This window comes from Catenulispora sp. MAP12-49, assembly GCF_041262705.1.
GTDB lineage: Bacteria > Actinomycetota > Actinomycetes > Streptomycetales > Catenulisporaceae > Catenulispora.
Window position 1 is genome coordinate 415,771 of record NZ_JBGCCP010000003.1, and the last position, 11,738, is coordinate 427,508.

An 11,738-nucleotide genomic window follows, 5' to 3' on the forward strand; every position below is an offset into this window, starting at 1 on the left:
CGGGTGACCTCACGGACGACGGGGAAGAAGGATCGGTTTACAGCGCGGAGACTGACTTCCTCTACACATCTAACGTAACCACAGGAGAGCCTCAGTGAGTTCCTCGCCGGACCGCAAGCGCCCCGGCCGCACCAGCAAGCCCACCATCGCCGTCACCGGCGCGGCCGCCCGGCTGGGCGAGGCACTGACCGGCAAGCTGGCGTTCGGCGGCGAGGTGCGCCGGGTGGTGGGCCTGGACGCCGAGCGCGGGGCCGCCCCGGCGACCTGGCGGTTGGGCGAGGTGACCGACCCCCAGCTGGCCGAACGCCTGTCCGGGGTGGACACGCTGGTGCACCTGGCCGTGGACTCCGACCTGAACTCCGAGCCGCGCGAGCGCACCGCGCGCAACGTCCGCGCCGCCCAGACCGCCATCACCGCCGCGGCCGCCGCCGGCGTACACCATGTGGTGCTGCTGTCCACGGCGATGGTCTACGGCGCGCTGCCGGACAACCCGCTCCCGCTGGAGGACGACGCGCCGCTGCGCGCCACCCCGGACGGCACCCTGGTCGGCGACCTGCTGGAGATCGAGCGGCTGGCGGCGATCGCGCCCCGCGCGCACCCCGGGCTGACGATCACCGTGCTGCGCCCGGCGGCCATAGTCGGTCCCGGCGTCGACACCTACCTGACGCGGCATTTCGAGGCGCCGCGCCTGCTGGTGGTGCGCGGGTCCAAGCCGGTCTGGCAGTTCTGCCACATCGACGACCTGCTTTCGGCCCTGGAGTACGCGGCCCTGGGGAAGGTGAACGGGATCGTCCCGGTCGCCTCCGACGGCTGGCTCACGCAGGACGAAGTGGAGGAGATCTCCGGGATGCGCCGGATGGAGCTCCCGGAGGGCCTGGCCATCGGTGCCGCCGAGCGGCTGCACAGGCTGCACCTCACTCCCGCTCCCGCCAGCGACCTCCAATACGTCATGCACCCCTGGGCAGTTTCGAACAAGAAACTCCGCGAGGCCGGGTGGGAACCTGGTTTTACCAACGAGGAAGCGTTCGCCCAGCTCCTGGAGGACATCGACGGCCACCACGCCGCGCTGGCCAGGCGCCTGGGCAAGAAGGACGCCGCGGCCGGTCTCGGCGCGGCCGGCGCCACGGTCGCGCTGGTCGGCACCGCGGCCTTGGTACGCCGGGCACGGCGCAAGCGCCGTGGGGGAGGGACAGCGTGATCGAGGAGAAGGAAAAGGACCAGGTGACGACGGGACACGCAACCGTCAGGACGGCCATCCACACGGACGTCCGCGAGAAGCAACTGTCCGTCGACGAGGTCGTCGCGGCGGTCACACACCCGGCGGCCGGCGGCATCGCGCTGTTCATCGGCGTGGTGCGTGACCACGATCACGGCCGGTCCGTCACCGCTTTGGACTACAGCGCGCATCCATCCGCCGCCGAACTGCTGGCGACGGTCGCCGAGGACGTCGCAGCCGCGCACCCGGACGTGGTCGCGCTCTCGGCGATCCACCGGGTCGGCGCGCTGACCGTCGGCGATCTCGCGGTCGTGGTCGGAGCCTCGGCGCCGCACCGGGCCGAGGCGTTCGCGGCGTGCCGCGCCTTCATCGACACGCTCAAGGCGCAGGTGCCGATCTGGAAGCGCGAGGAGTTCGCGGACGGCGACCACGAATGGGTCGGCTGCTAGCTTCACTGCGCGTGACGGAATAGTGCGTTAAAGTCACCGTGTGCTGTCGATCCTGGCTTGGTGGGCGATCCCCGTCGGCGCCGTGGTGCTGGCCGCGGCGGTGTCAGCGCTGGCCCGTCATGTGCGGCGGCCCAGCGACGACGACACCATCCATGCCTATCGGCGGTTCCGGGAGGCGATCTCCAACGAGGACCCGATCGCGGTCGAGGCCGCTCCTCCGGCGTAGGTCTCAGCGCCGCTTCAGACTGCAACAGATAGCATCTGTGGAATGCAGCGCCGTGCCCTCACCCTGAGTCTGTCCGGAACGACGGTCGCCCTGCTCACGGCCTCGGCGTTTCTGATCCCGACGCCGTACGCGGAGATGTCGCCGGGTCCGACGTACGACACCCTGGGCAGCTACTCGACGGACTCCGGGCAGCCGGCCAAGCCGGTGATCGACATCACCGGCACCCAGACCTTCCCGCACACCAGCGGCGGGCAGCTGCGCATGGTGACCGTCGAGGTGTCCCGGGCGGACTACAAGCCGAACAGCGTCGAGGTGCTCTCCGGCTGGCTGTCCAGCGACAAGATCGTGGTCCCGCGCACGGTCATCTACCCCGAGGGGCAGACCGCCGAAGAGGCGACCCAGCAGAACACCGCCATGTTCGACGACTCCGAGGACCAGGCGATCACCGCGGCGCTGGCCTCCCAGGGGATCAAGCCGGTGCGGACCGAGGTGATCGTCGACTCGGTGACCCCGGGCAGCCCCGCGGACGGCAAGCTGCAGCCGCAGGACGTCATCGACGCCGTGGACGGCACGGCGCTGGTGAACCCCGACGACGTGCACACCCTGATCCAGAAGCACAAGGCCGGCGACACGGTGGTCTTCACCGTGACCCGGGCCGGCAAGCAGCAGCAGGTCTCGGTGGTGACCACGCAGTCGCACGACACCGGTCCGTCGCGGGCGCTGGTGGGCTTCCTGCCGGGCACCCAGAACGTCTTCCCGTTCAATGTGAAGATCCAGCTCGACAACGTGGGCGGGCCCAGCGCCGGCATGATGTTCGCGCTGGGGATCATCGACGAGCTCTCGCAGCAGGACATCACCGGCGGCCTGAAGATCGCCGGGACCGGGACCATCGACTCCACCGGCAAGGTCGGCCCGATCGGCGGCGTGCAGATGAAGACGCTGGCCGCCAAGCGGGACGGCGCGACCGTCTTCCTGACGCCCGCCGACAACTGCGCGGACGCCGCCAAGAACGCGCCGAGCGGGCTGCGCCTGGTGAAGGTGAGCACGCTGCAGGACGCGCTGAAGGCGCTGCAGACGCTGCGGGCCGGCGGAACACCGCAGGGATGCAGCTGAGCAGCGAGCAGCTGAGCACCTGAGAGCAGAAAGACGGGGTGCAGCCGGATAGGTCCGGCTGCACCCCGTCTGTGTATCAGAGAACTCTTGGCGGGCCGCCTACTCCTCGAAGGTCTCCAGCAGCGCCGTCGCCAGGTTCGGCACCAGGTCCGGCCCGGACAGCACCTCCATGTCCGAGTCCTTCGACCGCAGCCGGATCGCGGCCTGGCGCGTGCCGTCCCGCAGCACCCCGACCGCCATGCGTACGTCCTGGCGCTCCGGATGCTTGGTCACCCAGCGCTCGAGCGCGGCGCCCTCCAGGTCCTGCGGGATCTGCTCCTCCGCGCTCGGCGGGAGCATCTGCGACTCGATGACCAGGGCGCAGCCCTCGACCCCGGCGGGCCAGACCATCTTGGCCAGCATCTCGTCCAGCGGCTGGTTCAGGGCCAGGCCGTCCTGCTCGATCGAGGTGAGCGTCGGGATGCCGCCGGTCTCCGCCGACTCGTCGGACAGGCCCAGGGCCGCGGCCATCCGGGGCTGGGTGAGCAGCAGCTCGGCGGTGGGCACCAGGGCGAACATGCGCGGCCGCTGGTTCCAGCCGTCGGCGGCGACGTGCTGCTCGATCTCGACGACGGACTGCATCAGGGCGACGCTGGCGACAGAGCTCATGGCGCCATTGTCTCCCGGCGCGGCGGTGCTGCCGACCGGACGCCGTCCGGACCACGCTCCGGCCTTTCGATATGACGAACACACTGCACGCGGCCGTCGTCCTGCGCGGCCCGCAGCGTACGCTGAGGCCGTGGCGTTCGAGATGCCGGACTTCGGCGGGGATGACAGGGACGCCGGGGGCGGGCGTCGGGTGGCGTTCGGCGTTCCGCCGCGCCGCACCAGGGTACTGGCCATCACCATCATGATCATGGCGGCGCTGGTCGCCCTGTTCCTGGTCTTCGACGGCGTCTACACCTCCTACCTGTGGTACCACTCCGTCGGCGCGGGGCAGGTGTACCGGACGCGGACCCTCACGCAGATCGTCCTCTTCCTGGTCTTCGGCGCCCTGATGGCGCTGATCGTCGGCGCCAACATGTGGCTCGCGCACCGGTTCCGGCCGCCGCTGACCGGGGTGTCCCTGGAGCAGCAGGCGCTGGACCGCTACCGCATGGGTCTGGCGCCGTTCCTGCCCTGGCTCCTGGCCGGCACGTCGGTCCTGTTCGGCATCGCGGCCGGCGCCTCCTCCGCGGGATCCTGGCGCACCTACCTGATGTGGGCCGACGGGGTCCCGTTCGGCACCGAGGACCCGCAGTTCCACAAGGACATCGGCTTCTACGTCTTCACGCTGCCCTGGCTGCGCCACATCCAGGGCTTCCTGGTCGCCGCGGTGCTGCTGAGCCTGCTCGCCGCTCTGTTCACGCACTACCTGTTCGCCGGCTTCGCGCTCACCCCGCCGGCCGGCGCCGGGGGCGGGCACGTCCTGGGCTCCCGGGCCACCCGCGCCGCGCAGGTGCACATCTCGATCCTGCTCGGCTGTCTGGTCCTGGTGAAGGCCTACGCCTACTGGCTCGACCGGTACTCGCTCACCGTGGACCGCTCCAAGATCACCAGCGGCTGGGCCGGCCCGACGTACAAGGACGTGCACGCGGTCCTGCCGGCCAAGTCGATCCTGCTGGTGATCGCTATCCTGTGTGCCCTGCTGTTCTTCGGCAACGCCGTCCGCCTGCTCGTCCGCGCCGCGGTGCCGGACTTCGACCGGGGCGGCCACCCCTGGGCCCTGCCGGCGCTCGGGGTCTCGCTGATGGTGCTGGCCTCGGTGGTGATAGGCGGGGTCTACCCGCTGGCGGTCCAGCAGCTCAAGGTGGACCCGAGCCAGGCCTCGAAGGAGGCGCCGTACATCCAGCGGAACATCGACGCCACGCGGGCCGCCTACGGCCTGGACGGCAGCCGGGTCGCCACCACCTCCTACCCCGCCAAGACGGACGTGGCGAAGGGCCTGCTGGCCGCCGACGCCGGGACGGTCGCCCACATTCCCGTCATGGACCCCTCGGTGGTCTCGCAGGACTTCGACGGGCAGCAGGCGGGCCCGAACGGCGCCTACTACACCTTCCCTGACACCCTGGCCGTGGACCGCTACCAGGTCGACGGCAAGACCCAGGGCACACTGGTCGGGGTCCGGGGCCTCAAGCCCGCCGGCACCCTGGCCTCCCCGGACAACTGGGTCGACGAGCACCTGAAGTACACCCACGGCTACGGCGTCGTGGCCGCCAAGGACAACGCCACGGCGCTCGACGGCTCGCCGGACTACATCGAGCAGAACCTCCCGGCCTCCGGCGCCCTCGGCCAGTACCAGCAGCAGGTCTACTTCGGCCAGGGACTGCCGGACTATTCGATCGTCGGCGGCCCGGCGAACACCGCGCCCGCCGAGTTCGACCGCCCTGACGACGCCACGCCCACGGAGCAGCAGAGCACGACGTACTCGGGCCGAGGCGGCGTGCCGGTCGGCTCGTTCCTGGACAAGCTCTTGTACGCGGTGAAGTTCCACGAGCCGAAGATCCTGCTGTCCAACGGGGTGAACAAGGACTCGCGGATCATGTACGACCGCGACCCCGGGCAGCGCGTGCGCGAGGTGGCGCCGTGGCTGACCGTCGACGGCAACGCCTATCCGGCGGTCGTGGACGGCCGCATCCTGTGGGTGGTGGACGGCTACACGACCACGTCGGCCTATCCGTACTCGACGACGACTCAGCTCGGCGGCAAGGCCAACTACGTCCGCGACGCCGTGAAGGCCACTGTGGACGCCTACGACGGCACCGTGACGCTCTACGCCTGGGACGACACCGACCCGATCCTGAAGACCTGGATGAAGGCCTTCCCCGGCACGGTGAAGCCCCGCTCTGCGATCAGCTCCGACCTGTCGGCGCACCTGCGCTACCCGCAGGACCTGTTCAACGCGCAGCGCGACATGCTCGGCCGGTACCACGTGACAAACGCCAAGGAGTTCTCCGCCGGCACCTCGTTCTGGACCGTCCCGGCCGATCCGACGAAGGACAGCCCGGAGGGTCAGTCCCAACAACCGCAGCAGCCGTACTACCTGACGCTCCAGATGCGGGGCCAAAAGGCACCCGCCTTTTCGCTCACCTCGACCCTGGCCTCGGGCAGCAGCGGCAACCCGGCGGCCTTCATGGCCGTGGACTCCGAACCCGGCCCGGACTACGGGAAGATCAGCGTTCTCGAACTACCCGCCGACACCAAGGTGCCGAGCGCAGCACAGGTCCAGAGCAGCTTCCGCACCACTTACGCGGACCTGCTGAACACCCCGAAGACCGTCGAGGGCAACCTGCTGACGCTGCCGGTCGGCGGCGGCCTGCTGTACGTCGAGCCGGTGTACGTGCCGCCGACCGCGCAGGCCGAGTATCCGGTCTTGAAGGGCGTGATGGTCGCGTTCGGGGACCACAAGGCCTTCGAGCCCACCCTGCAACTGGCCCTCGACGCGCTCTTCCCCGGCGGATCCGGCGCCGCGACCGGCGAGAATGCCCTGCCGGCCGGCGTCCCCACCTCGCTCCCGGCTCCCGGCAGCCTGGTCGCCGACCAGTTGCGGCAGGCGCTCACCGACGCGTCCGCGGCGCAGGACAAGGCGGTCAAGGCCCTGAACCAGTCGCCCCCGGACTGGACCGCCTTCGGAGTGGCCGAGACCCAGGCCCAGGAGGCTCTGAAGCGGGCCCAGGACCTCGCGAAGAACCTCCCCGGTGTGCCGTGAAACGGCCGGTGACCCGCGGGTCACCGGGGGCGCGGCCACTCGATTTGCTCTGTCGGCCCTCGGCGGGTTACCTTTAGTTCACCGACGCGGGGTGGAGCAGCTCGGTAGCTCGCTGGGCTCATAACCCAGAGGTCGCAGGTTCAAATCCTGTCCCCGCTACTAGGGAAAGGGCCCGGTTCTTCGGAACCGGGCCCTTTCGCGTGCCCGGGTGCGCCGCCGACCGGCCGGAATCCGCCACCATCATCCTGACCAGCGCGATCCCTTCCGCGCGACGGACTATTCACTCGGGTTATACCTCCGGTGTATAGTCCTTTCCGTGAGCGTCCCCCTGACCCTGCTGGGCCTGCTGGCCCGAGGCCGGCCGACCCACGGCTACGACCTCAAGCGCGACTACGACAGCCACTTCGCCAACGGCAAGCCGCTGCCCTACGGCCAGGTCTACTCGACCCTGGGCCGGCTCGCGCGGGACGGGAAGGTCGTCGGCGGGGAGGCCGAGCCGGGGGACGGGCCCGACCGCAAGCGCTACGCGATCACCGATCTGGGGCGCGGCGAGGTCATGGACTGGCTGTCGCAGACCGTGGAGCCGGAGCCGCATCTGCAGACCGTGCTCTTCTCGAAAGTCGTGCTGGCGCTGATGCTCGGCGAGGACGCCGCCGGCTACCTCGACGCCCAGCGGGCCTCCCATCTCAAGCGCATGCGCGAGCTCACCGAGATCAAGCGGACCGGACCGACGGTCGACGCCCTGCTGGCCGACTACGGACTGTTCCACCTCGAAGCCGATCTGCGCTGGATCGAGCTGACCTCCGCCAGGCTGACCGCCCTGGCCCGCGTCGTGACCGACGACCAGAAGCAAATGGGGGAAACACAATGAGCGAGTACATCCTGGAGGCGCGCGATGTGCACCGCGCCTTCGGCCAGACGCAGGCGCTGCGCGGGGCGAGTGTGGCCGTGGAGCGCGGGGAGCTCCTGGCGGTCATGGGGCCGTCCGGATCCGGGAAGTCGACGTTGCTGCACTGCCTGGCCGGCATCTACACGCCGAACCAGGGCGAGGTGTGGTTCGACGGGGCGCGCGTCGACACGCTGAACGAGGGCAGGCGCACCGAACTGCGGCGCGACGCCTTCGGCTTCGTGTTCCAGTTCGGCCAGCTGGTGCCGGAGCTGACCGCGCTGGACAACATCGCGCTGCCGCTGCTGCTGGCCAAGAAGCCGCGCCGGCAGGCGTACGCGCAGGCCGCGCCGTGGTTGGAGCGCCTCGGTCTGGAGGAGCACGGCGACCACCGCAGCGGCGAGCTGTCCGGCGGCCAGGCGCAGCGCGTCGCGCTGGCCCGCGCGCTGGTGCACAAGCCTCGGGTGCTCTTCGCCGACGAGCCGACCGGCGCGCTGGACACGCTCACCGGCGAGACCGTGATGAACCTGCTGGTCGGCGCGGCGCGCGACGAGGGGACCACCGTCGTGCTGGTCACCCACGACGCCCGCGTGGCGGCCTACGCCGACCGCGAGATCGTCGTGCGCGACGGCCGCGCGGTCACCACCCCGAGCTCGGCGGTGGCCTGACCATGATCCGCTTGGGGATGCGCCTGACGCTGCGCGGCGGGCGGGAGGCGGTGATCCGCCTGGTCGTGACGTCGCTCGCGGTGGCGGTCGGGGTCGCCGTCATGCTCGGCGTCTTCAGCCTGTTCAACGCCTATCAGGGCACGACGAACCGGCAGTGCTGGGAGTGCTCGCCGAGCATGACGGCCGCGGCGGGCCCGGCGGACGGTGCCACAGGGCCCGCCAGGCCTGGGGGACGCAACGAACAAGGCATGCCGGCCGGCATGAAGGCCGACGGCACCGTCGACGTGGCCGTCGCGAAGCAGGCCGGCGCCAAGGAACTGTGGAACTTCTCCCAGGACTTCTATCAGGGCACGGAACTGCGCCGCCTCGACGTCGCGGCACTCACCGCCGACGCCCCGACCCTGCCGGGCATGACGACGGTGCCCGCACCCGGCGAGTACTACGTCTCCCCGGCGCTGGCGCACCTGCTCACCACCGTCCCGTCAGACGAACTCGGCGACCGCTTCCCCGGCCACCAGGTCGGCGTGATCCCGCGGGCCGCCCTCTACAGCCCGGACGAACTGGCCGTCGTCATCGGCCACACGCCGGAGGACCTGGCCGGCCGCCAGGCCACCGAGCCGATCACCGCGATCTCGACCGCCAAGGAGGTGAAGGGCACCACCACCATCTACCGGTTCGCCTTCGCCTTCGGCACCGTCGCCCTGCTGCTCCCGATCGTCATCATGGTCGGCACCGCCACCCGGCTGTCCGCCGCCCGCCGCGAGGAGCGCTACGCCGCGATGCGCCTGGTCGGGGCGACGCCGCGGCAGGTGGCCGCGGTCGCCTCGGTCGAGTCGTTCGTCGGCGCGGCCCTGGGCTCGGTCCTCGGGATCGGCGTCTATCTCGCGGTCAGTTCGCAGGTGGCCAAGGTGAACGTCACCGGCACCCGGTTCTTCCCCGCCGAGGTCTCTCCGGGACTGCTCGGGTATCTCGGGGTCCTGATCCTGGTGCCGGCGCTGGCCGCGCTCGCGGCCGTGCGCTCGCTGCGCCGGGTGCGGTACGACCCGCTGGCTGTCGCCCGCAAGGCCACGCCGAAGTCGCTGACCGCGAAGCGGCTGATCCCGCTGGCGCTGGGTATGGCGCTGTTCGTGGTCGCGGTCAGCCTCCCCGCCAATGACAACGCCGACGGCGTGGTCTACCCCTCTTTGATCCTCACCATGTGGGGCGTCGTCTTCGCCGGGCCCTGGGTCACCATGTGGTCCTCCCGGTTGCTGGCCCGCATCGGCGGAGGCGCCGCCACGACGCTGGCCGCGCGCCGGCTGGCCGACGACCCGCGGGCGACGTTCCGCACCGTCGCCGGGGTGACCGTGGCGGTGTTCGTCGGGACGGCGGTCGCCGGGGTCCTGCCCACCGCGGTCTCGGCCCAGACCTCCGGCCAGCGGGCACCGCTCACGGACGTGCTGCGCCTGCGCTACGACATGAGCTCGGTGGCCGGAAGCGGCGGCCTGACCCCCGCCCAGGCCGCCGCCACGCTGCACGACCTGCGGGCCATGCCGGGTGTCACCCCGATCCCGATCTACGTCACCGCCGACACCTCGGGCTGGGACCCGGTCGGCGGCACCCCGCCGCCGATCGGCTGGACGCCGCCGGCGGACTATGTGAGCTGCGCCGATGCGGCGGCGCTTCCGGTCCTCGGCAGCTGCGCGCCGGGCCAGGGCGTCTCGGCGATCGCCGCCGACGAGCTGTTCATCGACAACCCCCTGATGCTGCACCTGCCGGTGATGGGCTTCAGTGACATCGACCGCGTTTCCGGCAACGGCAAGGCGGCGTCGGTCCCGGCCGGCGTCGATCTGTCGAAGCTGGACGTCACGACCCTGATGGTCGCCGCCTCGAACCCCGCGGTCCTGGAGCGCGCCCGGACCTACTTGGACCTCCACGCGCCGGTCCTGATCGGCCTGGGCAGCCCGGACCAGTGGTCCACCAACGCCGCCGGGCCCATGACCTTCGGCGAGGTCGCCTCGGTCCGCGGCGAGCAGCTCACGGCGGCCCAGCAGATGATCATGTTCGTGGTCGGCCTGACCCTGTTCGTGGCCGGCTGCGGCCTCGCCGTGGCCACCGCCGGCAGCCTGGTCGAGCGCAAGCGCCCGTTCACTCTGCTCCGCCTGACCGGCACCCAGATCGCGGTCCTGCGCCGCGTGGTGTTCCTGGAATCGGCGCTGCCCCTGGTCGCGGTCTCGGCCATGGCGGGTCTTGCCGCCTACGCCATGGCGCTGATCGCGGTGCGCTCGCTGGCCAAGGGGGTCTCGATGTCCTTCCCGCTGGCCACCTACTCGGTGAGCGTTTCCGTGGTGGTCGTCGCGGCCCTGGCCGTGATCCTCGGCTCGATGACGCTCCTGAACCGCATGACGCGCTCGGAGTACGCGCGTTTCGAATAGCGGGGGAGGAGACGGTCGGGCGGACATCTGGTGTCTGCCCGACCGCCTCTGTGTGCTGCTATGTTGACCGCCATGCCGTCCGGGACCAAAGGCGTTGCCATAGCCGTCCTCGTCACAGCCGCTCTGAGCACGGCAGCGTGTGGTGGTGGTTCGGCCAAGAAGGCCGCCCCGCCGCCATCTCCGGCGACGGCGACGACACCGACGACAGCGACGGCGCCGTCGACGACGACCTCCAGCGCCGCCGCGGCCGGCGGCCTGTCGGCGGCCCAGCTCGGCAAGCTGCTGCTGACCGGCCAGGACGACGCCGGCTTCACCTACGACGCCTCCCAGGACGGCTCCTCGGTCACGAGCATCCAGGACGTCGTGACCACCGGAGGCAGCGCCTGTCAGGCCTTCGTGGACGCCCAGGAGGCCCTGTCCACGAAGTACGGCACGACCGCCGAGGTCGACCGCCAGCTGACCAAGGCGAACGACGACAGCCACGTCGTGGAGTCCTCGGTGATGGCCTTCCCGTCCGCGGCGAAGGCCTCGGCGATGGTCTCCGACCTGACCGCGAGCCTCACGGGCTGCAAGAACCTGGCGGTGAACCAGGACGGCACCGCCGTGACCATGGCGCCCAGCGTGATCCCCGAGCTGGTCAAGGACGGCCAGGTCGGCTACGTCGACGACATGACCGCCGCCGGTCACACCGAGCTGCTGGCCGCCGACCTGGTCCGGGTCGGCACGGTGGTCTCGGTGGTCGCCTTCCTCGGCCCGGTGACCAACGATCCGGCGGCTCTGCAGCAGATGGGTGGCGTGCAGCTCGCACACCTGTCGGATGTGCAGGTCGCGCGGCTGAAGGCGGCGCAGGGCTCGAGTTGATCGGCGGGGGAACCCCACACGATTCCCCGGGTGCCCGTCACTCGATGTAAACAGAAACCAAGATTGTTGACAGCTTCAAACAAGCCGCGGTCCTGTTCCACCGGCGCCTCGCAGGGCTAGTCCGCCAGCCCGGTGTAGGTGGCGAACGACGCGCGAGAACCTCACAGTTCCGGACATG

The 11,738-nt window shown here is 70.7% G+C and carries 10 protein-coding genes and 1 tRNA gene; 10 read left to right on the forward strand and 1 reads right to left on the reverse strand.

Annotation, left to right across the window (positions count from 1 at the left end; genetic code table 11):
- Positions 1-94: 94 nt before the first annotated feature.
- Genes ABIA35_RS09060 through ABIA35_RS09075 form a run of 4 tightly spaced genes read left to right on the forward strand, consistent with a single transcriptional unit; the run spans position 95 to position 3,004 of the window.
- Entirely contained in the window at positions 95-1,198 is a 1,104-nt protein-coding gene (locus ABIA35_RS09060) for an NAD-dependent epimerase/dehydratase family protein (protein WP_370337883.1), read from the forward strand.
- A complete protein-coding gene (locus tag ABIA35_RS09065) occupies positions 1,195-1,665 on the forward strand; it encodes a molybdenum cofactor biosynthesis protein MoaE (protein WP_370357568.1) in 471 nt (156 codons plus the stop codon). Before ABIA35_RS09060 ends, ABIA35_RS09065 begins: the two co-directional genes overlap by 4 nt.
- Positions 1,666-1,705: 40 nt before the next feature.
- Positions 1,706-1,891: a hypothetical protein gene (locus ABIA35_RS09070; RefSeq protein ID WP_370337886.1), complete on the forward strand. Its 186-nt coding sequence runs from the start codon at positions 1,706-1,708 to the stop codon at positions 1,889-1,891.
- A gap of 42 nt (positions 1,892-1,933) precedes the next feature.
- Positions 1,934-3,004 (forward strand): PDZ domain-containing protein, encoded by a 1,071-nt coding sequence (locus ABIA35_RS09075; RefSeq protein ID WP_370337888.1) that lies wholly within the window; start codon positions 1,934-1,936, stop codon positions 3,002-3,004.
- Positions 3,005-3,103: 99 nt separating this feature from the next.
- On the opposite strand, the gene ABIA35_RS09080 is transcribed toward ABIA35_RS09075, so the two are convergent.
- Complete coding sequence (locus ABIA35_RS09080) at positions 3,104-3,652, reverse strand: PPA1309 family protein (protein ID WP_370337890.1); 549 nt, start codon at positions 3,650-3,652, stop codon at positions 3,104-3,106.
- Between the two features lie 130 nt (positions 3,653-3,782).
- Here ABIA35_RS09080 and ABIA35_RS09085 point away from each other — a divergent pair, with 130 nt between their 5' ends.
- The 6 genes from ABIA35_RS09085 to ABIA35_RS09110 all read left to right on the forward strand — a co-directional run bounded on the left by ABIA35_RS09085 (position 3,783) and on the right by ABIA35_RS09110 (position 11,560).
- Entirely contained in the window at positions 3,783-6,731 is a 2,949-nt protein-coding gene (locus ABIA35_RS09085) for a UPF0182 family protein (protein WP_370337892.1), read from the forward strand.
- Between the two features lie 85 nt (positions 6,732-6,816).
- Positions 6,817-6,890: transfer RNA gene (locus ABIA35_RS09090), tRNA-Met, on the forward strand.
- Positions 6,891-7,047: 157 nt separating this feature from the next.
- Positions 7,048-7,602, forward strand: coding sequence for a helix-turn-helix transcriptional regulator (locus ABIA35_RS09095; RefSeq protein WP_370337894.1), 555 nt, complete (start codon positions 7,048-7,050; stop codon positions 7,600-7,602).
- Positions 7,599-8,285 carry an ABC transporter ATP-binding protein gene (locus ABIA35_RS09100; protein ID WP_370337897.1) on the forward strand — a complete coding sequence of 229 codons (687 nt, stop codon included), beginning with the start codon at positions 7,599-7,601 and terminating at the stop codon, positions 8,283-8,285. Before ABIA35_RS09095 ends, ABIA35_RS09100 begins: the two co-directional genes overlap by 4 nt.
- Before the next feature lie 2 nt (positions 8,286-8,287).
- Positions 8,288-10,699 (forward strand): FtsX-like permease family protein, encoded by a 2,412-nt coding sequence (locus tag ABIA35_RS09105; RefSeq protein WP_370357569.1) that lies wholly within the window; start codon positions 8,288-8,290, stop codon positions 10,697-10,699.
- Between the two features lie 72 nt (positions 10,700-10,771).
- Entirely contained in the window at positions 10,772-11,560 is a 789-nt protein-coding gene (locus ABIA35_RS09110) for a sensor domain-containing protein (protein WP_370357570.1), read from the forward strand.
- Positions 11,561-11,738 lie beyond the last annotated feature (178 nt).